The sequence below is a fragment of the Duganella sp. SG902 genome (genome assembly GCF_013376005.1).
GTDB lineage: Bacteria > Pseudomonadota > Gammaproteobacteria > Burkholderiales > Burkholderiaceae_D > Rugamonas.
On record NZ_JABMJK010000002.1, the window covers coordinates 596217 to 617912 of the forward strand.

At 65.9% G+C, this 21696-nt stretch carries 21 protein-coding genes; 5 read left to right on the plus strand and 16 right to left on the minus strand.

Translation table 11 applies throughout. The annotated features are described in order from the left end of the window. Positions 1-25: 25 nt before the first annotated feature. The 11 genes from FHW83_RS06150 to FHW83_RS06200 form a co-directional block, all read right to left on the minus strand. The gene (locus FHW83_RS06150) at positions 26-784 is read right to left on the minus strand and encodes a flagellar brake protein (protein ID WP_176645454.1); all 759 of its coding nucleotides are present in this window, start codon (positions 782-784) and stop codon (positions 26-28) included. Positions 785-801: 17 nt separating this feature from the next. Then, complete coding sequence (locus FHW83_RS06155) at positions 802-1134, minus strand: EscU/YscU/HrcU family type III secretion system export apparatus switch protein (protein WP_155468317.1); 333 nt, start codon at positions 1132-1134, stop codon at positions 802-804. Beyond that, positions 1124-2695 carry a flagellar hook-length control protein FliK gene (locus FHW83_RS06160; protein ID WP_176645455.1) on the minus strand — a complete coding sequence of 524 codons (1572 nt, stop codon included), beginning with the start codon at positions 2693-2695 and terminating at the stop codon, positions 1124-1126. The genes FHW83_RS06155 and FHW83_RS06160 overlap by 11 nt, the downstream gene beginning before the upstream one ends. Positions 2696-2709: 14 nt before the next feature. Beyond that, complete coding sequence (locus tag FHW83_RS06165) at positions 2710-3039, minus strand: flagellar protein FliT (protein ID WP_176645456.1); 330 nt, start codon at positions 3037-3039, stop codon at positions 2710-2712. 3 nt (positions 3040-3042) lie between these two features. Beyond that, positions 3043-3480 carry a flagellar export chaperone FliS gene (gene fliS, locus FHW83_RS06170; protein WP_176645457.1) on the minus strand — a complete coding sequence of 146 codons (438 nt, stop codon included), beginning with the start codon at positions 3478-3480 and terminating at the stop codon, positions 3043-3045. A 28-nt stretch (positions 3481-3508) separates the two neighbouring features. Next, positions 3509-6196 (minus strand): flagellar filament capping protein FliD, encoded by a 2688-nt coding sequence (fliD, locus tag FHW83_RS31275; protein ID WP_176645458.1) that lies wholly within the window; start codon positions 6194-6196, stop codon positions 3509-3511. 218 nt (positions 6197-6414) lie between these two features. Beyond that, the gene (locus FHW83_RS06180; RefSeq protein ID WP_176645459.1) at positions 6415-6804 is read right to left on the minus strand and encodes a flagellar protein FlaG; all 390 of its coding nucleotides are present in this window, start codon (positions 6802-6804) and stop codon (positions 6415-6417) included. A gap of 91 nt (positions 6805-6895) precedes the next feature. Then, positions 6896-8479, minus strand: a complete 1584-nt coding sequence (locus FHW83_RS06185) for a flagellin (protein ID WP_176645460.1) — start codon at positions 8477-8479, stop codon at positions 6896-6898. 303 nt (positions 8480-8782) lie between these two features. Beyond that, positions 8783-10372: a GGDEF domain-containing protein gene (locus FHW83_RS06190; RefSeq protein ID WP_176645461.1), complete on the minus strand. Its 1590-nt coding sequence runs from the start codon at positions 10370-10372 to the stop codon at positions 8783-8785. 124 nt (positions 10373-10496) lie between these two features. Next, on the minus strand, positions 10497-11144 hold the full coding sequence (locus tag FHW83_RS06195) for a response regulator transcription factor (RefSeq protein ID WP_176645462.1): 648 nt from the start codon (positions 11142-11144) through the stop codon (positions 10497-10499). A 44-nt stretch (positions 11145-11188) separates the two neighbouring features. Beyond that, the gene (locus tag FHW83_RS06200; protein WP_176645463.1) at positions 11189-12367 is read right to left on the minus strand and encodes a sensor histidine kinase; all 1179 of its coding nucleotides are present in this window, start codon (positions 12365-12367) and stop codon (positions 11189-11191) included. 38 nt (positions 12368-12405) lie between these two features. Here FHW83_RS06200 and greB point away from each other — a divergent pair, with 38 nt between their 5' ends. The 4 genes from greB to FHW83_RS06220 all read left to right on the plus strand — a co-directional run bounded on the left by greB (position 12406) and on the right by FHW83_RS06220 (position 16696). Then, positions 12406-12972 carry a transcription elongation factor GreB gene (gene greB / locus FHW83_RS06205; protein WP_176645464.1) on the plus strand — a complete coding sequence of 189 codons (567 nt, stop codon included), beginning with the start codon at positions 12406-12408 and terminating at the stop codon, positions 12970-12972. Between the two features lie 7 nt (positions 12973-12979). Beyond that, positions 12980-13837 carry a hypothetical protein gene (locus tag FHW83_RS06210; RefSeq protein WP_373997167.1) on the plus strand — a complete coding sequence of 286 codons (858 nt, stop codon included), beginning with the start codon at positions 12980-12982 and terminating at the stop codon, positions 13835-13837. Between the two features lie 55 nt (positions 13838-13892). Beyond that, positions 13893-14795 (plus strand): hypothetical protein, encoded by a 903-nt coding sequence (locus tag FHW83_RS06215; protein WP_229224038.1) that lies wholly within the window; start codon positions 13893-13895, stop codon positions 14793-14795. Between the two features lie 146 nt (positions 14796-14941). After that, positions 14942-16696 carry a hypothetical protein gene (locus FHW83_RS06220; RefSeq protein WP_176645465.1) on the plus strand — a complete coding sequence of 585 codons (1755 nt, stop codon included), beginning with the start codon at positions 14942-14944 and terminating at the stop codon, positions 16694-16696. Positions 16697-16749: 53 nt separating this feature from the next. Here FHW83_RS06220 and FHW83_RS06225 read toward each other — a convergent pair whose 3' ends face one another. From FHW83_RS06225 to FHW83_RS06240, 4 genes are all read right to left on the minus strand, one after another. Next, a complete protein-coding gene (locus FHW83_RS06225) occupies positions 16750-19077 on the minus strand; it encodes a bifunctional (p)ppGpp synthetase/guanosine-3',5'-bis(diphosphate) 3'-pyrophosphohydrolase (protein ID WP_176645466.1) in 2328 nt (775 codons plus the stop codon). An 83-nt stretch (positions 19078-19160) separates the two neighbouring features. Continuing rightward, positions 19161-19364 carry a DNA-directed RNA polymerase subunit omega gene (rpoZ, locus tag FHW83_RS06230; protein WP_005665923.1) on the minus strand — a complete coding sequence of 68 codons (204 nt, stop codon included), beginning with the start codon at positions 19362-19364 and terminating at the stop codon, positions 19161-19163. A gap of 30 nt (positions 19365-19394) precedes the next feature. Further along, complete coding sequence (gene gmk / locus FHW83_RS06235) at positions 19395-20033, minus strand: guanylate kinase (protein ID WP_176645467.1); 639 nt, start codon at positions 20031-20033, stop codon at positions 19395-19397. An 83-nt stretch (positions 20034-20116) separates the two neighbouring features. After that, a complete protein-coding gene (locus FHW83_RS06240) occupies positions 20117-20860 on the minus strand; it encodes a DUF72 domain-containing protein (RefSeq protein WP_176645468.1) in 744 nt (247 codons plus the stop codon). Between the two features lie 49 nt (positions 20861-20909). Between FHW83_RS06240 and FHW83_RS06245 the strand changes: the two genes are divergently transcribed. Then, positions 20910-21197, plus strand: coding sequence for a putative quinol monooxygenase (locus tag FHW83_RS06245; protein WP_176645469.1), 288 nt, complete (start codon positions 20910-20912; stop codon positions 21195-21197). Between the two features lie 20 nt (positions 21198-21217). Here the strand turns inward: FHW83_RS06245 and FHW83_RS06250 are convergent, their stop codons facing one another. After that, complete coding sequence (locus tag FHW83_RS06250; RefSeq protein WP_176645470.1) at positions 21218-21613, minus strand: nuclear transport factor 2 family protein; 396 nt, start codon at positions 21611-21613, stop codon at positions 21218-21220. Positions 21614-21696 lie beyond the last annotated feature (83 nt).

Here is a 21696-nt window from a genome sequence, read left to right on the forward strand (position 1 = left end):
AGAAATGGAGGACCTGACCCCGGATTTAGGTGAGGCCGGCGATGCGGGCGTTGCGCTCGCGCTCCAGCCGGGTGATGTAGCGCTGCACGTAGGCCAGCATGCCGCGCGGGATGTTGACGAACTCGCAACCCAGCCGGCGGTTGGTCTTGTTGTTCAGCAGCGTCAGGTCGAGCGAGTTGCGCACCTGTAGCGCGGTCGTCACCTGGCCGATCTCCGGCAGGTCGATGCGGCAGTCGGCGTAGTTCTTGCCGATGGCGTCGCCCAGCAGCATTTTGTTGTCCAGGATGGCGATGCCGCCGCAGCTGATGTCGGCCAGCGGGAAGGTGGTCGGCCCGCCCAGCTCGGCCGGCAGCGCGATCTGCACCCGCACCGGGTTGGTCACCGGCGTGGCGATCCGGTAATACTCGCGCCGCTGCAGGCGGATCAGGGTCTCAGGGAACGGTATCCTGAAGGCCGGGTTGCCCTCGTGGGTGGTGGCCTCGATCTGGTCGGCGGCGAACAGGATGCGCACCTTGTCCAGCGTGGTCTCGAACGACAGCTGGCGCGAGGCCAGGATGCGCTTGTTCTGCTCCTGGTCGATCGAACAGTCCAGGTAGACCGCGTTGCCGGGCTCGTCCACGTCCAGGATGGAGGTCACGCACACGTCGGCTTCGCCATGGATCAACATGCGGATCAGCTGGTTTTTCTCGCCGATGCCGCGCAGCAGGGCAAAGATCTCGCGCCGCGATTCGACCTCAAAATCGTGCCAGTTTTCCAATTCCGCATCCTGAAAGTGTGGGTACATCTGGGGGCCAATTCGCGTCAAATTTCGGTCAAGGGGATGCTGGTGTCCGGCGCCGGGGGCAGGGGCAGACCAGACTTTTGCGCTGCTTCAATATGATATAGCCAGGCCAATAGTTCCGCAATTGTACGATAGAGGATGGGGGGGATTTGTTGGTCCAGATCAACTTCCATGAGCAGGGAAACAAGTTCCTTGGACTCGTGGATGGCCACCCCGGCCTCCTGCGCGACGTGGATGATCTGCTCGGCCACCAGGCCGCGGCCCTTGGCCACCACCTTGGGCGCCGGCTGGCCGCTGTCGTAGGCCAGCGCCACCGCCTGCTGCAGCGGCTTGCGCGGGGCGTCATCCGTCATGGCCATCCTCCTCCTGGCTGATGGTCAGCGACGACAGTTGCGCGCCGGCCGCCGCCATCGCGCTTTCCAGCTGGCCGGCGTAGGCGCGCAGGGTGCTGGCGCTGCCGTCGCTGTCGGTCTGCACCTGGATGTGGACCTGCTCGCCGATCAGCGTCACCGCCGCCGACACCGCGCCCAGCAGCGGCAGCCGGAAACGCACGCCGCTGCGCCAGATCTGCTCCTGGCCGGCCTCGGCGTCGCCGCCGCCGTCCGGCCGACCCTCGCGCTGGTCGCGCCGCACTTCCCATTGCATGTCCTGGCCCGGCCACGCCTGGCCCTGCCACAGCACGCGGTGCTGTTCCTGCGTGTGCAATTGCTGGTTGATCATCTGCGCGGCGCTCAGGTCGGGGCCGCCGCTGGCCGCGCGCGCGGCCGCCTCGCCGCCTTGCTGCAGCAGGCGCTGCATCTGCGGCTCGCGCATCAGCTCGGCCAGCGGGCGCTCGCCCTTGGCCCACTCGGCCACGTGCGATTCGTAGAACAGGCCGCTCTTGGAGATGGTGTCGTGCAGCTTTTGCGCCAGCACGTCGGTGTCGGGCGCGGCGTTGCCGAACAGGGCGGTCTTGCCGATCAGGGCGGCCTGCGCGGCCTGTCCTGCCTGGGTGGTGGTGCTGAGGATGGTGGTGAGCACGCGGGCGGCGCTGCTCAGCGTGGCTTGCGGGGTGTTGGCGGTCAGCGCCGGCAGTTCATGCGCCGGCGTCAGCGGCGCCTTGCCCAGCAGGGTGGCGGCCAGGCTTTGCGGCTTGGCGCCGTCGGCCGGCGCGGCGGCGGCAGGGTTGCCCGCCGTCAGGGTGGCGGCGGCCTGGGCCTGGGCGGCGCCCGCCGGCATGCCCGGCGCGGCGGCCGCAATGGGCGTGGCGCCCGCTGGCACGGCGGGGCGGCCTGCTGGCGTGGCGGCGGCTTGCTCCGGGGTATCCGCCGCGCCGGCCGGCAGGCCTGGCCGCGCCGAGGCTGCTGTGTTCGCCGCGTTCGGGTTGCCGGCCGCGCCGCCGGCCGCGGCGTTGGGGGCGCCCGGCCGGGGCTGGCCGGGCACGGCCTCGCCTTCGGCAGGCGCGGCGCCATCGCCGCTGGCGGCCGACTGTCCCGGCAGACCGGGTTGGCCAGCGCCGGCCGGCGGCTTGCCGCCGCCGGGCACATACACGGCGGCGCCTTGCGAGGGCAGGCTGGCCGCTTCGCCGCCTTCGGTCAGGCCGCCGTCGGTGTACAGCAGGGTGGGGGCGCCGCCCGGCGTGCTATTGCCGAGCTGGAAAGTGGGGCGCGGTTGCGCGCTCAGCACGGTCAGCGGCACGCTGGTGCCGACCTGGGTGTCGCCCGGCAGCATCAGGCGCACGGCGTTGTCGGCCACCTTGACCAGGTAGCTGCCATCCTTGAGCTTGGACATCACCTCGGCCGGCACGGTCTGGCCGACCAGGTTTTGCACGGCGCGCTGGAACGCGGCCTGGCGGCCGTCACCGATGGCGACGCCGGCGCCGGCGCCATCGGCCGGCTTGACCGGCGCGACGCTGACGTCCAGACGCGGCAACATGGCGCGCGCCCGCTTTAGACGCTACCGTAGGCGGTAACGACGCGCCGTTCGGCGCCGGTGGAATTGATCAGTTTGGACAGTTGCGCCATCCACGGCATGGTCAGGTCGCGGATCTGGCGGTCGGCGTTGAGCATCTGGCGTATCAGTTCGATTTTGCGCTCGCGCTCGGCGCCGCTCATCGGCTGCTGCGGCTCCTGCGCGCGCAGCACCTGCACGTGGGCGGCGCAGCGCTGCTCGAGCGCCACCAGCGCGTCCCAGTCGCTGCGGGTGGCCGCTTGCACCATCTGCTCGGTCAGGTCGGCCATGGCGGCGTACACGGAGAGAACTTCTGGAATCGTCATCATAAATCAGGCGCTCGCGAGGTTGGTGGTGGGGTGGATGCCGGTGGCGGCGGGGGTGTCGGCGATCGCGTTCCAGGCGTCGCGCAACTCGGTCAGCAGGCGCTGCACTTCTTCGATGATGCTGGGGTCGTTGTTGAGGTTGGCCGTGAGCAGACGCGCGCTCATGTACTCGTACAGCGCGTCCAGCCCCTCGGCGATCTCGCCGCCGGCCTTCTTGTCGAGCGCGGCGCGCAGGCCGCTGTCGATGATCATGATGGCCTTGGAAATCGATTTGCCCTTCTCGCCAATATTGCCACTGCGCATGCCGTTCAGCGCCGTGCTGAGCGCGACCAGCGCGCCGTCGAACAGCATCACGATCAGCTTGTGGGGACTGGCGGCCACCACGCCGGTTTCCATGCCAACCTTGGCATAGGCGCTGACACCAGTTTGTCGAGATCCGAACATACTTGCTCTCCTGTGAGTGCGCTTGCGGTCAGGCCTTGGCCATGGCCGCAAACTGCTGCGTCAAGAACGACGCGGTGGTATTCATGCTGGCGATCGAGGTGTCGAGCGCCGAGTATTGCGCGCGGTAGCGCTTCTCGATATCGGTCAGGCGGTCGCTGAAGGCGGTCTTCTGCTTGTCGATATCCTTGACGGTGTTGTTCAAGCCCTTGGTGCGGCTGGTGATGGCGCCGTCGGCGCCGAGGTAGCCGGCCGTCAGCATGTTGAGCTGATAGGCATAGCCTTGCGAAAAGCCGAAGCTGCCGCGCGAGCCGGTGGTGTCGCCGGTGACCGTCAGTTTCAGGCCCTCGATCGGCGCGCCGGCCGCGCCGGTCAGGGTCTGGCCGTCGCCGGTGGCGGTGTAGCCGCCGATGGTGCCGGCCACGTCCTTGCCATCCACCGGGGTGCCGCCGCCGAACACGGTGGCGACCGAGGTGCCGCTGGCGGTGTTGATGTGGATGTTGGACTTGGAGCCATAGCGCGTCGAGTTCAGCTTGAGCGTGCCGTCGTCGCCGACGCTGGCGGTGACGGTGGCGCCGGCGCTCGAGAACGCGCTCACGCCGTTGATGGCCGACTGCAGCATGGTGGCCAGCTGGCTCGGGTTGTAGGTGCCGGCCGGCAGCGTGATGGTGGCGGTGTTGTTGACGTTGGACGGGGTGGTGTCGTTCAGCGTCACGGTCCAGCTGGTGTCGGCGTCGATGGTGGTCTCGGCCGGCAGCACGGCGTCGCCCTGCAGCGTGCCCTGGGTGGCCAGCTGGCTGATGTCGATCCGGTAGTCGCCGGCCTGGGTCTTGGCGGTCGAGCTGACGAACTTGATGTCGGGGTCGGTGCCGCGGCCGACCGCCGCGAACAGGCCGGCGATGTCGCCGTAGTTGTCGTTGATCGCCTTGCCGAGCTTGCTGGAGTCCAGCGTCAGCGTGCCATCCTTCTGGAACGAGATGCCGATCTGCGACAGGTTGGTCAGCTTGCTGCCCTCCAGCCCGGTGATCGAGCTCGACATCTGGCGCCGGATCGAGGCGCTCAGGTTGCGGATGGTGGAGTCGCCCAGCAGCGGGCCGCCGGTCTTGGTGTCGGTGTTGTAGCCGCTCAGCTGGTTGATCTGCGAGTTGAGGTCGTTGTAGGCCTTGACGAAACCGCTCACCGAGCTGTTCAGCGCGGTCGAGTCCTTGGCGATGGTCAGCGTGGTGCTGCCGGTCTTGAGCGTGCTCAGGGTGACGCCGCTGATGGCGCCCGAGATGCCGGCGCTGGAGCTGGTGACGTCGATGCCGTTGACGGTGGCCTTGGTGTCGGCCGCCGCCGCCTTCTGGCTCAGGTTCTGGACGCCGGCCGGGTCGTAGCCCAGCAGCGCCTCCAGCGCCGGGTCGGCCGGGTCGCCGCCCGAGCCGCTCAGCGTGATTTTCATGGTCGAGCTGACGCCGGTGGCGCTCGAGGTCAGGATCAGGCGGTTGGGCGTGGCGTTGGTGCCGGTCGAACCGTCCGAGACGATGCTGGCGGTGACGCCGAAGTTGCCCTTGTTGATGGCCGCGACGATGCCGGCCAGCGTGTTGTTGGTGCTGTCGATCACGATGTTGCCGCTGGTGCGCGAGGAGTCGGCGGTGAAGCTGGCGCCGAGGTAGGCGCCGCCGACACCGGCCGTGAAGCCGGCCCCGGCCGGATTGGTGCCGCCCACCGTGATCGGGCTGCCGTCGGCCGAGATCAGCGAGATGGAGCTGACCGCGGTGGTGCTGGAACCGATGTTGGCCGCGCCGGCGGCGTTGCCGATGCCGCCCGTCACCGTGCCCGACACCGCCTCGGCCACCGCGATATTCGAGCCGTCGGCGTTGGTGAATTGCAGGGTGCCGTCGGCGGCCGTGCCGCTGACGGTGATGTTGGCGTCGGCCAGCGCGCGCGCCACGGCGGTGTTGCCGCTCAGCGCCGCGTCCAGCGAGGCGGCGGTGACGCCGCCGCCGCCGGCCACGCCGGCCGCCTGCACGGCGATTTCCACGCCGCCCACCGACAGCGAATAGGTGCCGCCGCCGCTGGTGTCGATGTCGCCGAAGCTGGAGGCGCCGCCGCTGCCGAACAGGGTGGCGCTGGTGACGGTGGCGGCGGCCTTGGCCGACACCCCGGTGGTGGTGCTCTTGGCGTTGATGGCGTCGGCCAGCAGGCGCGCGCTGCGGGTGGTGCCGTCGGTGGCGATCGCGGTGTTGTTGATGGTGAGCGCGCCCGGCGTCAGGCCGCTGGTGCTGAGGCTGGCGCCGAGGGCGCCGCCGGTCAGGCCGAAGGTGCCGCCGCTGACGGTGCCGAGCGAAAAGTTAATCGTGGTCTTGGCGCCGGTGCCGATGGCCGCGGTGGTGGTCTTGTAGCCGCCCGAGGCCAGCGTCTGCGCCTGCGCCACCTGGGTGACGTTGATGCGGTAGCTGCCCGGGATCGCGGTGCCGGTGGCCGAGGCGGTCAGCACCGAGGCGTCGCCGGGCGTGGCCGACATGGTCTGGAAGCCGGACAGCGACGTCAGGCTCGACAGCGAGGACTGGAACGAGCCCAGCGCGCTGGACAGGTTGCCGAAGGCGGACACCTGCGCCAGGTAGCTGGCCGACTTCTTGTCGAAGTCCGCCAGCGGCGCGGACTCCACCGCCATCAGCTTGCTGACGATGGTGTTGACGTCGATGCCGGAACCGATGCCGGGAGAAGAGAGGCCCACGATGTGCTCCTAAGTAAAACAATAATATAAGACAATATCGGCAGAATCAAACCGGACTTGAGAGGGGAGAACACCCGCCAGTTCGCGCGAAGCGGATACAGGCGGCAGCGTTAACGGGCTGGAAAGACGTGCTGACGCGCAGCAATGGCGGAGACGGCGCTCCCGGGGTCAGGATGCCACAGATGGGAAAAAAGCGGCGCGCGCGGGGCGCGGCCGCCTCAGGCGGTTTGCTGGATCAGCAGACCGGTGCTGGATTTGGCCTCCAGCGATTTGGCGATTTCCAGCGCCTCGGGCGTGGGAATCTGGCGCAGCACTTCCTTGGTGGTCTGGTCGACCACCTTGACCACGGTGCGCTTGCTGTCGCTGTCGATGGAGAACTCCAGGCCCTGCGACTTGGCCTGCACCGACTTGTTCAGCTGCGACACCGCCTCGCTCACCTGCTCGAGCGAGGGCGCGGCCGCCGGCGCGCGCACCGCGGCGGCGGTCTCGACGGCGGTGGCCGGGGCGCGCGCGGCGCCCTGGGCGGCGGCGTCGGAACTGACCGGGGCGCGCTCGGCCGGGCGGCCGCTCGCGGCCGAGGTGGCCGAGCCTATGGTATCGATAGTCATGATGCTTCCTTTACGAAAAATCCCCGACTGATGAAATCAGCCGGGGAACCTGGTTACGGCGGCGCTTGCGGCGCCGTCTCATCCCCGGATTTTAGCCACGCAGCAGCGACAGCACGCCGTTCGGCAGCGAGTTGGCTTGGGCCAAGATCGCGGTGCCGGCCTGTTGCAGGATCTGGCCGCGGGTCAGGCTTGCGGTCTCCGCGGCGAAGTCGGTGTCCTGGATACGGCTACGGGAAGCCGACAGGTTCTCGGTCGCGGTGTTCAGGTTCGAGATGGTCGAGGCGAAACGGTTCTGGATCGCACCCAGCGCGGCGCGGTTGCTGTTGATCTGGTTCAGGGCCGAGTCGATGGTTTTCAGCGCGGCGTTCGCGCCGTCGACCGTGCTCACGTCCAGCTTGGCGACCGATTGCAGGTCGGAGCCGATCGCGGTGCCGGCGGTGCCGCCCAGCACGGCGGTGCCGGTCGAGCTGATCGAGAAACCGGAATCCGACGAGAAGCTCAGCTTGCCGCCCACGGTGACCGACTGGCCTGCGGTCGAGATCGGAATGGCGACGGCCGGGGCGTTCACGGCGGCGGTCGTGCCATTGGCCGGGGTGCTCGCGCCAGCGATCGAGGCGCTGCCCAGACCGGTTGCGTCCGCCAGATCGTTGGTGATGTTGATGTCATCGCCGTTGTTATTGCTCAGAACCAGCGAGGATACGCCAGCGCCATCTTTCTTGATCGACGCGGTCACGGCGGTGGTGCCGCTCTGCGCGTTGATGGCCTGGGCCAGCGCCGACAGGTCGCCGCCCACTACCTTGGCCGAGATGGTGACCGCTTTCGAGGTCGCGTCGTTGGCCACCGAGTTGGCGCCGCGCAGGTCGAACTGGACCGCGCCATCGGTGATGCCGGTGATGGTGGCTTGGGTCGAGGCGGTGGCGGTGACGCCGGTGGTGCCGCTCAGGCCGTTGATGTTGGCCGCGATTTTCGCGGCGCTGTCGCCCTTGCCCGAGGCGTTGGTGGCCGCGCCCTTGATGGTCAGGTCGGTGCTGATGCCATTGCCGGACTTGATGGTCAGGGTCTCGTCGGCGGCGACGTTGTTGGTGCCGGCCGCGCTGGCGAAGGCTTGCGACAGGGTGGTGGAGTCGGCGCCGGCGCCGCCGGTGGACGAGGACAGGGTGTTGTTGCCCAGGTCGGTGGCCTTGGCCGATTGCACGCCGATGTTGATGGTCTGGCCGGAGTTGGCGCCGACCTGGAACTGGGCCGAGGTCAGCGAGCCGTCCAGCACGTTCTGGCCGTTGAACTGGGTGGTGTTGGCCACGCGGTTCAGTTCGTTCGACAGGGCCGACACCTCGTTCTGGATCGACTTGCGGTCCGAATCGGAGTTGGTGCCGTTGGCCGACTGCACGGCCAGTTCGCGGATACGCTGCAGCAGATCGCCGGCGGTGCTCAAGCCACCCTCGGCCGTCTGCGCCAGCGAGATACCGTCGTTGGCGTTACGGGCGGCCGTGGTATTGCCGCGAATCTGCGACGTGAAACGCTCGGAGATAGCCAGACCGGCAGCGTCGTCTTTTGCGCTGTTGATGCGCAGACCGGACGACAGGCGTTGCAGCGAGGTCGACAGATTGGCTTGCGAGGAGGTCAGGTTACGTTGCGAATTCAGCGAAGCAATATTAGTGTTGATGACTTGTGCCATGATGTTTCTCCAAACTGGTGCTACTTATTGTGGGCCGGATGCCTCAATTCCCCTTGGTCTGCCTCTCTGCTTCCGAGGCAATCAAACCGCAGTTATTCTCGGTAACGGGTTCCCATGTGGAAAGTTTAGGGAGAAAAAGCGGGAAAATTTTTGCTTTCGGGGCTAAAGTTCGCCACGCATGAGCGTCTAAACGACGGCAAAAAATGAAACTTTAGGGTGAAAAAAAATTTATTTCGCGGCCGGCGCGGCGAAAAAAAGCCCGGCGCGGGGCCGGGCTGCTGGGGCGTGGGCGGGGAAAACGGCCTAGTCGGCCACCACCACGCGGTTCTTGCCGGTCTGCTTGGCGGTGTACATGGCCTTGTCGGCCCGTTTCACCAGCTCGGTCTGCTCCTCGTTGGGGCGGCGCAGGGCCACCCCGGCCGAGAAGGTGATCAGGACCTTCTCGTTATCGTGCAGGAAGAAGTGCTTGGTCAGCTCGCGCTGCAGGCGGGTCATCGTGCTGGCGGCCGCCTCGACCGTGGTTTCCGGCATCAGGATCAGGAATTCCTCGCCGCCGAAGCGGGCGATCACGTCCATCGAGCGCAGCGTGTCCTTGACGATCTTGACCAGGTGCTTGAGGGCGGCGTCGCCGGCGATGTGGCCGTAGGTGTCGTTGAGCTTCTTGAAATCGTCCAGGTCCAGCACGGCGATGCACAGCGGCGTGCCGCGGCGGTCCGAGCGCGCGGTCTCGCGCTCGAACACATCGTCCAGGCCACGGCGGTTGAGGCTGCCGGTGAGCTGGTCCTCGCGCACCAGCTCGCTCAAGTGCTGCAGCTTGGCCTCCAGCGTGTGGATGCGCGCCTCGGCGTCCTGCACCTCCTGCTTGGCCAGCATCATCTTGTCGCGCGCCTTGAGCGCCTCGTTCTGGACGATGCGGGTTTCCTTGAGCACCTCGTCGAGAATGCTGTTGAGCTCGGCGATATTGTCGGCCTTGCTGATCTTTTCCGAATAGCCGCCGATCTTCTCGTGGAAGTCCCCGGTCGAGGCCGCCACTTGGCCGAGGCGGTCGATGAAGGTCATCATCATGTTCTTGACGGTGAGCTTGACGTCCGCCAGGCTGTGCTTGAGCTGGCCCTGCTTGTAGATCACTTCCTTCAGGCTGCGCGTGGCCTCCTCCAGCGCGCGCACGTCCAGCGGGCCGGCGATCAGGTTCTGCACCGCCTCGATCTGGCCGCGCAGCCAGCTGTCGTCGTCGAGCAGCTCGCTGACGTTCTCCAGCAGCAGCTTGAACAGGCGCAGCAGCAATTCCTGCTGCTCGCCGCTGTCGCCGCCGCGCAGCTCGATCTGGTAGCACAGCTGTTTCAGGCGCACGGCGATCTCGGCCAGCGCCTCCTCGCTGTGGGCGGCCTTGGTGGCGGCGCCCAGCGACTCGGCCTCGGCCACCAGCACCGGCGCGCCCGCCAGCAGCGACGCCACCGCGAAGGTCAGGGTGCGGCTCAGCAGGTCGCGCAGCACGCGGGCCTGCTCGCTTTCCTCGCCCGCCAGGCCGGCCACCTCGATGCCTTTTTTGGGCGCCACGAAGTGCTTCTCGACCAGCTGCGACAGCGCGCGCGCGTAGCCGTCCCAGTCGCGCGTCTTGACCGCGCGGTTGAAGCGGCGGCCGAACTCGGCCAGCTCGCCGCTGTTTTCGCCGAGGCGGGCGGCGAACTGGCTGAGCACCGATTCCGGGCCCGGATCGGCGCTGCCCGGCGGGGCGGCCGGGGCGGGCGGCTCGGGCGCGACGCCGGCGATCTCGTTGTAAATGTCGCGGTAGGCCTCCGGCGTCGGCGCGATGCGGCGCACCGCCAGGCGGCGGAACGCCTCGCGTGCGATGTCGGCCGGGTTCTGCTCGGGAGTGGGTGGTTTGCTGGACATGTGACGCGCGGACCTCTTAATGGATTACCAATTACGTCTATGATAAGCGAGCTGTCCACCCGGCAATACTCGAAACAGGGGCGGGAAGGTGGCTTTCATCCGTGTATAACTATCTTAACTCCGCTTATTCGATCAGTTGGTTTTTTATCGCGTAGTGGGTCAGCTCGGCGCTGTTTTTCAGCTTCATCTTCACCAGCAGGCGCGCGCGGTACTCGCTCACGGTCTTGACCGACAGCGACAGCTCCTTGGCGATCATGCCCACCGTCTTGCCGGAGGCGATCATGGTCAGGGTCTGGTACTCGCGGTCGGACAGGGTCTCGTGCGGCGGCGCCTCGTGGTCGTCGTTGACGTGGTTGGCCAGCTCCTGCGCCAGCGCCGCGCTGATGTACTTGAGGCCGCCGGCGACCTGGCGGATCGCGTTGACCAGCTCCTTGGGCGCGCTCTGCTTGGTGAGGTAGCCGGCCGCGCCGGCCTTGAGCGAGCGGATCGCGTACTGGTCCTCGCGGTGCATGGACAGCATCAGCACCGCCAGCTCCGGCCTTTCCTTCTTGATCTGCTTGAGCACCTCGATGCCGCTGCGGTCCGGCAGCGAGATGTCGAGCAGCATCACCTGGCAGCCGGACTTGCGGAACAGCTTGACCGCGTCCAGCCCGCTCTCGGCCTCGCCGGCCACCACGATGTCGCGCGTCTCCGCCAGGATTTGCTTCAAGCCCTCCCGCACGATGGCGTGGTCATCGGCGATGAACACCTTGATGGTGGCTTTTTCTGTCATCAATCTCTACCCTGTTGTGTCCAGCGCCGGTGCCGCGAGACACATTATTTCGACGCGGAAATGTTTTCTTCCGCTATTGTAGCGCCAGCGGCGGCCGCGATGAGGCCGTCGCGTACCGTGTCGCGTTTTATTTTGATGGCCACCACCGTGCCGCCGCCGCCGGCGTGGCTCAGCGTCAACGTGCCGCCCAGCGCGCGCGCGCGTTCGGCCATGCCGCGCAGGCCGAAGGAGTCGGGCTTGGCGCGGTCGGCCTGGCGGATGCCGCGGCCGTTGTCGGCGATCTTCAGGCTCACGTGGTGGCGCAGCCGCGCCAGCTTGACGGTGACCTTGCTGGCGTGCGCGTGCTTGGCGACATTGGTCAGCGCCTCCTGGGCGATGCGGAACAGGGCGGTGGCCTGGTCGTTGTCGAGGCCGATGTCGCGCTGGTTGGCGCTGAAGCAGCTGTGGATGCCGGTTTGCTTGCCGAACTCCTTGACCTGCCATTCGAGCGCCGCCACCAGGCCGAGGTCGAGCAGGGCCGGGCGCAGGTCGAGCGCGATGCGGTGCACGGCCTCGATGGTGCGGTCGACCAGGGCGTCGACGTAGTCGGTCTTCTCGCGCAGCGCCGGGTCGGCGCCGTCGAGGCGGGCGGCCAGCATGGCCAGCGCCATCTTGATGGCGGTCAGGTTGCCCCCCAGCTCGTCGTGGATCTCGCGCGCGATGCGGCTGCGCTCCTGTTCCTTGACGCGGTCGGTGTGGGCGCTCAGCTCGGCCAGGCGGGCGCGCGAGTGGCGCACCTCCAGCTGCTCCAGCTTGCTGGCGGTGATGTTGGTCATGATGCCGTCCCAGCGCACCGCGCCGTCCGCCAGCGCGTGCGGGGTGCAGCGCAGGTTGATCCACTTGACGTCCTTCCAGGCCTCGACCCAGATGCGGCCCTCCCAGTTCCAGCTCCACAGCGCGTTGGCCGAGGCGCGCATGGCGTCGAGGTAGGACTGGCGGTCGTCCTCGAGGATCAGTTCGAGGAAGCGCTGCGGCCGGGCGTGCAGCTCGGCGGCGGTCAGGCCCAGCAGCGCCAGGCAGCCCTCGCTCAGGTAGGGGAAGCTGACGCCGCCGTCGGCATGCAGCACGAACTGGTACACCAGGCCCGGCGTGTTGGAGACGATGGCGGCGAAGCGCGCGCGCACCTGCTCCAGTTCGGTGAGCAGGGCCTGACTGTCGGCGGGAGGGGGGACGGCTGGACGCATGGCATGTATGATACGTGAAAGCCGCTACAATAATTGGTATGAATAAAGCATTTGTCAAAGAATCGGACGGGGACGAGGACGACGAGGCCGCCGCGCTGGCGTTGGCGATCCCGCCCGGCTCCAAGAACTACATCCGGCCGGAGGGCTACCAGCGCATCAAGGATGAGCTGCTGCGGCTGATCGACGTCGAGCGGCCGGAGGTGGTGAAGATCGTGCACTGGGCCGCCTCCAACGGCGACCGCTCGGAGAACGGCGACTACATCTACGGCAAGCGCCGCCTGCGCGAGATCGACCGCCGCATCCGCTTCCTGACCAAGCGGCTGGACTCGGCCTTCATCGTCGACCCCAGCGCCCACCACGGCAGCGACCAGGTGTTCTTCGGCGCCACCGTCACCTACAGCAACCAGGATGGCGAGGAGCGCACCATCACCATCGTCGGCATCGACGAGCTCGATCCGCTGAACGGCAAGATCAGCTGGGTGGCGCCGGTGGCGCGCGCGCTGACCAAGGCGCGCGAGGGCGACACCATCAGCTTCCAGGCGCCGCACGGCGTGGAGGAGCTGGAGATACTGGAGGTCAGCTATCCTGCGCCGGCCGCCGATTAAATGCTGGGTGTGCCTGCTGGCGCTGCTGGGCGGGCAGGGGAGCGCCTGCGCGGCCGATGTCTACATCATCGACACCAATTCCAGCAAGTCGAGCTATAACGACAGCCACATCCTGCACCTGGTGACGGCCGCGCTGGACGCCTCCAGCGGCAAGTACGGCCCGTACGAGTTCCGCGTGGCGCCGCTGCGCATGGAGCGCGACCGCCTGCTGCAGGAAATGCTCAAGGGCGAGCTGGTCAACCTGAGCGGCCAGGTCACCTCGCAGGAATGGGAGCAAAAGCTGATCCCGATCCGCATCCCGATCGACAAGGGCATCTCCTGCTACCGCATCGCGCTGATCGACGGCCGCCAGCAGGACCTGTTCAGCGCCGTGCGCACGCTGGACCAGTTGCGGAGCCTGTCGCTGGGGGCCGGCCGCCAGTGGAGCCTGACAGCGACCTACAAGCAGGCCGGCTTCCACGTGGTGGAGGGCGCCAACACGGCCGGCCTGCACAGCATGCTGGCGGCGGGCCGCTTCCAGTACTTCCCGCGCGCGATCGACGAGGCGATCTACGAACAGGCGGCCTACGCGCCCAATTTCCCGACGCTGAGCGTGGAGCGCAGCTTCGCCCTGTACGTGCCGTCGCCGCGCTACTTCTTTATCGGCGGCGGACAGCGGCGGCTGGCGCAGCGGCTGGAGTACGGCCTGCAGCAATTGCTGGCCGACGGCCGCTTCGACCACATCTTCCACGAGTTCTACGACGGCCTGATCGAGCAGGCCGGGCTGCGCCGGCGCCGCATCTTCCGGGTCGAGAACCCGGCCCTGCCGTCGCAGACGCCGCTGTCCAACCGCGGGTATTGGTACGACCCGCGCGAACACCGGTAGCCGGGGCGCGGAGGATTACAATGACGGATATACGGACACTGGGGAGGTGCGGTACTTGAATCGCGTCCTGTCACCAACGCTGCGTGGGCTGGCCACGCTGCTGTGCATGCTGGCGCTGTCAGCCTGGCAGGGGGCGGCGCTGGCGCGCGATGTGTACACCATCGACCATAACTTCAGCCGTCCCGACAGCCGCGACCGCTACACCATGCTGATCCTGCGCGCGGCGCTCGACGCCTCCAGCGCCAAATACGGCGCTTACGACCTGCACAGCTCGCCGCTGGGCATGGAGCGCGACCGCCTGCTGCTGGAAATGACCAAGGGCGAGCTGGTCAACCTGAGCGCGCAGATCACCGCGCCCGAGTGGGAGCGCAAGCTGCTGCCGATCCGCATCCCGATCGACAAGGGCCTGTCCGGCTACCGCATCTCGCTGATCGACGGCACCCAGCAGGCGCGCTTCAGCGAGATCACCACGCTGGAGCAGCTCAAGCGCCTGTCGCTGGGCGCCGGGCGCCAGTGGAGCTCGACCCAGGTGCTGCTGCACGCCGGCTTCGACGTCGCCCAGGGCAACTCCACGGCCGGCCTGCACAGCATGCTGGCGGCGCACCGCTTCCAGCACTTCCCGCGCGGCATCGAGGAGGCGCTGTTCGAGCAGGCCGCCTACGCGCCGGCGTTCCCGGCGCTGGCGATCGAGCGCAGCCTGGCCATCTACTTCCCGCTGCCGCGCTATTTCTTCGTCACGCCCGGCCAGCCGCGCCTGGCCGAACGCCTCGAATACGGCCTGCAGCGGCTGCTCGCCGACGGCCGCTTCGACCGCATCTTCCATGAGTTTTATGACGATCTGATCGAGCAGATCGGCCTGCGCAAGCGCCGTGTGTTCCGGCTCGACAATCCCATGCTCTCGCCGCAGACCCCGCTGGCCAACAAGGCCTACTGGTACGACCCGTTCGAACACAAGTGAGCGGAACGGCTGCTTAACCGGTTCACCCCTCAATAGTGACTATTTGTCACGGTATTGCCGTATAATAATATTGATTTATAGAAATTATCTATTTTTCACATATCGTCCGGCTGCTGCCGTCGGCAATTTTTATCGAGGGGCACTTCATGAATTCAGCAAGCAAGGCAGCCGCATGGCTGTTGTTCACCTTTGGCGCAGCGGCTCTGCCGGCATATGCCCTGCCCGACATCACCACGCAAAGCATTCCGTTTGGTATTCAGGCGCAAGAGGCATACCCAACGATCAGTGCGGACGGCCGCTACGTCGCCTACAAAATCCAAAATAAGATTACCGGTACCACCCTGCCTCCTTCCGAGATTTATGTTCACGACCTGGTCACTGGGCAGCGCGCGCCTGCCAACCTGTCGTTGAGCGGGGCCGTGTCGCCGGCCGGGGCTGTGTGCAACATGCCGTCGATGAGCGCCAATGCCCGCTATGTGGTGATGGGCTGCTACGCCACCCCGATGGGCGGCAGCACGACCGGCGGCTCGGCCTACTTTGTGTATGACCGGGAAGCCAACGCCACGCAGATGATTCCCGATACCGGCGTTGACCGTCCTGGCAGCTATGGCAGCGCCATCAGCGCGAATGGCCGCTTTGTCGCCTTCCGTACGATGACAGCGGGGAATATCTCGAGACTGTACGTGCGCGACCTGGTCAACAGGACCACCAGCGGCACCAGCGCCCAATTGGTGCAGAGCTCGGCCACCCGCCTGTCCATCAGCGCCGATGGCCGTTATGTCGCCTACAACGGCAACGCCTTGAGCAACAATGGTCCGCTCAACGTGTCGGTCTACGACCGCGTCACCGGCGTCACCGAGCCGATCGATGTGCGCCTTGACGGCAGCCGCTCGACGGTGGGCGGCACGGAAATCACGATGAGCGATGATGGCACGGTGGTCGCGTTCGTCTCGAACGACAAGCAGCTGGCGCCGACCGCGCCTTACGGTAATCTGGCTGGCGTCTACGTTCGCGACCGCAAGACGGCCAAGACCGAGCTGGTCAGCTCCACCGCCAATGCGGCAATCCAGTACGCCGGCGTCAGCGGCAATGGCCGTTACGTGGGGTATGCGCAGGGCGGTGTCATGTATGTTTACGACCGTCTTACCAAACTGACGCGCAAGATCACGCTCACCGGCATGCTGCCGTTCGGTGCGCCGCGCTTCTCCACCGACGGCCGCTACATGACCTTCACCGCCTCGAACACCGCGTTGACCTTGCGCTATGTGACCGTTGCCGACCTGGGCGTTGCGCCCGACGTCAGCTTCTCCACCAAACAGCTGACGCTGACCGAAGGCGGCATCGCCGGCACCTACAGCATGGTGTTAACGCAGGCGCCCGAGGCCGACGTGAAAGTCGTGGCCAGCACCAGTAATCAGCTGACTCTCGCGCGCAGCGAACTGACCTTCACCGCGGATAACTGGAACACGCCCCAGGTCATCAGCGTACAGGCGGTGGCAGACGGCGCAACCGAAGGAACCCACGACGCCACGGTTACCCACACAATTAGCAGCGCCGACATTCACTATAACGTGATCGCGCCGGTTAGCGTGAGCGCGACAATTTCCGATGGCGTGATTCCGACCATTGCGATCCCCGCCGCCAATTGGACTGAGGCCGCGCTGCCGCTGTCGGGCACGGCGGCGCCTGGCGCGACCGTGCTATTGACGGCGGTTAATCGCAGCACTGGCTGGCTCTCCTCGGTCAGCACGGTCGCGGATGCGCAGGGCAACTGGAGTTATAGCCTGGCGGGTTACACGGACGGCGTGATCGACCTGGATGTCCAGGCCGATGGTATCAAGAGCGTGGTGCGGACGGTCGCTGTCAGCTTGACGCCGGAAGTTCCGTCTCAAACGATGTAACACTTGAAGCGGTGACACACAGGACGGACCGGCGCACGCCTGGTCCGTTTTTGTCAGCCGCGCTCGCGCAGGATGCGGTTGACGCCGGCCACGCGGCGCACGTTGCGCAGCAGGCCGGCCAGGTGCACGCGGTCCTTCACCTGCACCGTGAAGCGCAGCTGGTGCAGCACGTGTTCCTTGTCCTCGTCCATGCCGACGTAGGTGATGTTGGCGTCCGACTCGCCGATCTCGGCGGCCACGCGCGCCAGGATGCCTTTCTCGTTGTTGATCAGCAGCTTGATGCGGCTGTCGAAACGGCGGTTCAGCTCGCTGCCCCACTTGACCGCGATCCAGCGGTCCGGCTCCTTGGCCTTCTGGCGCTTGGCCTGGGTGCAGTCGGCGGTGTGCACCAGCAGGCCCTGGTCGCGCCGCAGCTGGCCGATGATGGAGTCGCCCGGGATCGGCAGGCAGCACGGCGCCAGTTGCACCGACACGCCCTCGCTGCCGCAGATGGTGACCGGGTCCAGCTCGGCCGCGCTGTTGTGGTCGACCGGCGCGCTGACCGACTCGCCGCCGCGCAGGCCGAAGATGTGACGCGCCACCAGCGCCGCCATGCGCTTGCCGACGCCGATGTCGGCGTACAGCTCGTCCAGCGACTTGGCGCTCGATTCCTTCAGCAGGCGCTCGGTCAGGTGCTCCTCCAGCTCCGGGCTCACGCCCAGCGAGGACAGCGCGTGCGACAGCAGCTGCTGGCCCAGCGCGATCGATTCCGGCAGGTTGATGGTGCGCAGGTGGTGGCGGATCGCCGAGCGCGCCTTGCCGGTGCGTACGAACGACAGCCAGCTCGGGCTCGGGCGCGAGGTCGAATCGGTCACGATCTCGACGATGTCGCCGTTGCGCAGCTCGGTGCGCAGCGAGGCCGGCTCGTTGTTGATGGTGACCGACACCGTGTGGTCGCCGATGCCGGTGTGGATGGCGTAGGCGAAGTCGATCGGCGTGGCGCCGCGCGGCAGCGCGATGATCTTCGACTTGGGCGTGAACACGTACACCGAGTCGGGGAACAGGTCGACCTTGACGTGTTCCAGGAACTCGGCCGAGTCGCCGGTCTGCTGCTGGATGTCGAGCAGCGACTGCAGCCAGGCGTGGGTGCGCTGCTGCAGGTCCGACATATTGGCCTCGCCGTTCTTGTACAGCCAGTGCGCCGCCACGCCCGACTCGGCGGTGCGGTGCATCTCCTGGGTGCGGATCTGGAACTCGACCGGCGTGCCGTACGGGCCGATCAGCGTGGTGTGCAGCGACTGGTAGCCGTTCAGCTTGCGGATCGCGATGTAATCCTTGAACTTGCCCGGCATCGGCTTGTACAGCGAGTGCAGGGTGCCGAGCGCGACATAGCAATTCGGGAAGCTGTCGACCACCACGCGGAAGCCATACACGTCCAGCACCTGCGAGAACGACAAGTGCTTGCTGCGCATCTTCTTGTAGATGCCGTACAGGGTCTTCTCGCGGCCGTACACCTCGGCCTCGATGTTGGCCATGGCCAGCGTGTTCTTGACCGACTCGAGGATCTTCTTGACCACCTCGCGCCGGTTGCCGCGCGCCGCCTTGACCGCCTTGCCCAGCGTGCGGTAGCGCAGCGGGTACAGGTGGGCGAACGACAGGTCCTGCAGCTCGCGGTAGATGTTGTTCAGGCCGAGCCGGTGCGCGATCGGCACGTACACTTCCATGGTCTCCTTGGAGATGCGGGCCTTGGCGGCCGGCTTCATCACCTCCATGGTGCGCATATTGTGCAGGCGGTCGGCCAGCTTGATCAGGATCACGCGCACGTCCGAGGCCATGGCCAGCAGCATCTTGCGGAAGTTTTCCGCCTGCGCCTCGATCTGGCTCTGGAACTCGATCTTCTCCAGCTTGGACAGGCCGTCCACCAGGTTGGCCACCGGCGCGCCAAAGCGCTCGATCAGCTCTTCCTTCTTGACATCCTGGTCCTCCATCACGTCGTGCAGCAGGGCGGCCATGATGGCTTGCGCGTCGAGCTTCCAGTCGGCGCAGATCTCGGCCACGGCGATCGGGTGCGAGATGTAAGGCTCGCCCGACTTGCGCAGCTGCCCGAGATGCATCTCGTCCGAAAAGCGATACGCTTCCTTGACCTTTTTCAGGTCGGCGGCGCTCATGTATTCGGCCAGTTTTTCAGTCAGATGGGACACCGACGCGACACCGGCCGTCATGGCGGGAGGCGTGGCCAGGGGCGACGAGGAAATCACGGGAGGTACTGGGGGTGTGGCAGGTGGTGCGGAGGTGCTATCGCCGGCTGCAGCTACGGACATGACCGCGGCCGGCTTCTGGGCCGGCCTTTTCGCCCGGGCGGGCTTGTCACTCACTGTAGGATCTGCAGGGATCAGATTCATACGTTTGCGTTCCGTCTCGATGAGAATGTCCAATACTACTGCTAAACCGCATCATTCACATTGTTCGGGAACGCGGTCCCAACTTACATTGGGACCTTTTTCAACATTTCCAGACCGACTTTGCCAGCCGCGATTTCACGCAGGGCGACCACGGTGGGCTTGTCCTTGGCTTCCACCTTCGGGGTGTGGCCTTGCAGCAGTTGGCGGGCGCGGTAGGTCGCGGCCAGGGTCAGCTGGAAACGGTTAGGTACGTTTTTCAGACAATCTTCAATCGTAATGCGGGCCATCTATAACTCCTAAAAATCTTGCGTATTTGTTTATTCAGCGTGGATGCCCAACTGGGCAAAGAGCGAGGCGTTGCGTGCCGCTTGTTGCGCAAACCGGCAACGGGCCGCTCGGACGATCGCCGTCAGTTCCGACAGCGCTACGTCGAATTCTTCGTTGATAATAGCATACTCGAACTCGGGGGCGTGGGCGATTTCGCCGCCCGCCGCCAGCAGCCGTTTGGTGATCACGTGCGGCTCGTCGGTGGCGCGTTTGTTCAGGCGTTCCTCGAGCGCGGCGATGGATGGCGGCAGGATGAAAATGCCGGCCGCCTGCGGGAATAACTTCTTGACCTGGCGCGCGCCCTGCCAGTCGATTTCGAGCAGCACGTCGGTGCCGGTCTTCATCTGTTCCTCCACCATCAGGCGCGAGGTGCCGTAGTAATTGCCGTGCACCTCGGCCCACTCGAGGAACTCGCCGTCCTTGGCGCGCGCGACGAAATCCTCCGCCGTGGTGAAGTAGTATTCCTTGCCGTGGGTTTCGCCCGGACGCGGCGCGCGGGTGGTGGTGGAAATCGACAGCTTGATGGTCGGTTCCTTGGCCAGCAGCGCGTTGACCAGCGTCGACTTGCCGGCGCCCGATGGCGCGGCGACGACGAACAAGCTGCCCGAAAAGCCGTTGGTTGAGCTCATGGTTGATCTTTCAAAAACGTCAGCGGGCGGCTTTTACGACGCCCAAAGATGTATTTTACCAAGAGCAACGCCCGGAGTTCAATTTACAGCAGGGAGATGAAATGCTGCGCCGCAGCGGGCGCGCGCTCCTTGGCGCCGTTGATGAAGTAGACGTAGACCTGGCCGGACTTGGCCTGCTGCTGCCACTCCTGCGCCTGCCTGGCCCACTTCTTCAGGGCCGGCTTGCTGTAGCCGGTTTCGATCTCGCTTTGCGCGTCCATCAGCCGGGCGTAAACAAACTCGCCGGTGAGCTCGGTAAAGTTGGGGAACTTGGGTGAATCGGTGATGACGGTGGCCACCTTGTGCTTGCGCGCCAGCTTGGGATAGTCCTCGCACAGGAAGCTGTCGTGGCGCGCGTCCAGCACGTGTTGCAGCTTGCGCTTGCCGAGCTTGGCCGGCAGCAGCTTGAAGAAGGCTTCGACATCGTCCGCATCGAACTTCTTGGTGGCGGCCAGCTGCCACAGGATGGGGCCGAGCTTGTCTCCCAGTTCGGTGAGGCCGCTGTCCATGAAGCGTTCGATCGACTCGCCGGCCTCGGCCAGCACCTTGCGGTTGGTGGCATAGCGCGTGGCCTTGACCGAGAACACGAAATCGTCGGGCGTCTTCGCGGCCCAGCTGGCGAAGTGTTCGGGCTTGGCGCTGCGGTAGAAGGTGCCGTTGATTTCGATGCTGGTGACCTGTGCGCTGGCGTATTCCAGCTGCTTCTTGATCGGCACGTCCTTGGGGTAGAAGGTGTCGCGCCACGGCGCGAAGTCCCAACCGCCGATGCCCGCCCTGATCTGCGCCATTTGTTCGCTCCTGATAGTATCGAGGTTTCAGTTTATAACGGGATATACCATGAAAGACCTGATCGTCGTCGCCACCATCACCGCCAAGGAAGGCAACGAAGCGCTGGTGCGCGAGGCGTTGGAAAAGATCGTGCCGCCAAGCCGCGCCGAAGCCGGCTGCATCCGCTATGACCTGCACATCGATCTGGGCAACCACGCCAGCTTCGTCATGCTGGAAGCCTGGCGCGACGACGCGGCGCTGGCCGAACACGAAGCCACGCCGCATTTCCAGGAGCTCATCAAAACCGTCGGCGGCAAGGCCGACGTTCAAATCCTCAAGCTGAACCAGCTACTGTAACCAAGGGTTGAGTACGTTGGTCAGTCCGGGCTGAAGGCCTTGGCGGCCGCCAGGGTGTCCAGGGCCTCGCGCAGGTGTTTGATCTTGCCGTTCTCGGCCACCAGCATGCCGGCGTAGGTCTGCTTGTAGAGTTTGCCGGTCGACAGCACCTTGGCTTCGACGCTGTATTCGCCGAACACCTTGTCTTCGGTGTCGATGAACAGTCGCACGTCCTTGAAGCGGAAGTCCGGCACGTTTTTTAGCAGGCCGCCGATGAAGCTTTCGATCGCCGCCGGTCCCACCGCGCGGGCGTTGATGTCCAGCGATGACAGCGTCGGCAGTTCCAGCACGCCGTCGTCCGCGAACAGGGCGGCGGCGGCGCTGGGGTTCTGGATGTTGGCCAGGTAGGCGTGCAGCAGTTGGTTGGCGTTTTTCATGATGTCGCTTTCGGTAAGAAGTTGAAGTGACACCACTGTAACGCCAGCTGATTATTGAATAAATCCGTTAAAGCAGAAAGGTT

Excerpts from the sequence above, each read along its gene's own strand:
- FHW83_RS06150 (WP_176645454.1), bottom strand. The coding sequence starts at position 784 with ATGTACCCACACTTTCAGGATGCGGAATTGGAAAACTGGCACGATTTT.
- FHW83_RS06155 (WP_155468317.1), bottom strand. The coding sequence starts at position 1,134 with ATGACGGATGACGCCCCGCGCAAGCCGCTGCAGCAGGCGGTGGCGCTG.
- FHW83_RS06160 (WP_176645455.1), bottom strand. The coding sequence starts at position 2,695 with ATGTTGCCGCGTCTGGACGTCAGCGTCGCGCCGGTCAAGCCGGCCGAT.
- FHW83_RS06165 (WP_176645456.1), bottom strand. The coding sequence starts at position 3,039 with ATGATGACGATTCCAGAAGTTCTCTCCGTGTACGCCGCCATGGCCGAC.
- fliS (WP_176645457.1), bottom strand. The coding sequence starts at position 3,480 with ATGTTCGGATCTCGACAAACTGGTGTCAGCGCCTATGCCAAGGTTGGC.
- FHW83_RS06180 (WP_176645459.1), bottom strand. The coding sequence starts at position 6,804 with ATGACTATCGATACCATAGGCTCGGCCACCTCGGCCGCGAGCGGCCGC.
- FHW83_RS06185 (WP_176645460.1), bottom strand. The coding sequence starts at position 8,479 with ATGGCACAAGTCATCAACACTAATATTGCTTCGCTGAATTCGCAACGT.
- FHW83_RS06190 (WP_176645461.1), bottom strand. The coding sequence starts at position 10,372 with ATGTCCAGCAAACCACCCACTCCCGAGCAGAACCCGGCCGACATCGCA.
- FHW83_RS06195 (WP_176645462.1), bottom strand. The coding sequence starts at position 11,144 with ATGACAGAAAAAGCCACCATCAAGGTGTTCATCGCCGATGACCACGCC.
- FHW83_RS06200 (WP_176645463.1), bottom strand. The coding sequence starts at position 12,367 with ATGCGTCCAGCCGTCCCCCCTCCCGCCGACAGTCAGGCCCTGCTCACC.
- greB (WP_176645464.1), top strand. The coding sequence starts at position 12,406 with ATGAATAAAGCATTTGTCAAAGAATCGGACGGGGACGAGGACGACGAG.
- FHW83_RS06220 (WP_176645465.1), top strand. The coding sequence starts at position 14,942 with ATGAATTCAGCAAGCAAGGCAGCCGCATGGCTGTTGTTCACCTTTGGC.
- FHW83_RS06225 (WP_176645466.1), bottom strand. The coding sequence starts at position 19,077 with ATGAATCTGATCCCTGCAGATCCTACAGTGAGTGACAAGCCCGCCCGG.
- rpoZ (WP_005665923.1), bottom strand. The coding sequence starts at position 19,364 with ATGGCCCGCATTACGATTGAAGATTGTCTGAAAAACGTACCTAACCGT.
- gmk (WP_176645467.1), bottom strand. The coding sequence starts at position 20,033 with ATGAGCTCAACCAACGGCTTTTCGGGCAGCTTGTTCGTCGTCGCCGCG.
- FHW83_RS06240 (WP_176645468.1), bottom strand. The coding sequence starts at position 20,860 with ATGGCGCAGATCAGGGCGGGCATCGGCGGTTGGGACTTCGCGCCGTGG.
- FHW83_RS06245 (WP_176645469.1), top strand. The coding sequence starts at position 20,910 with ATGAAAGACCTGATCGTCGTCGCCACCATCACCGCCAAGGAAGGCAAC.
- FHW83_RS06250 (WP_176645470.1), bottom strand. The coding sequence starts at position 21,613 with ATGAAAAACGCCAACCAACTGCTGCACGCCTACCTGGCCAACATCCAG.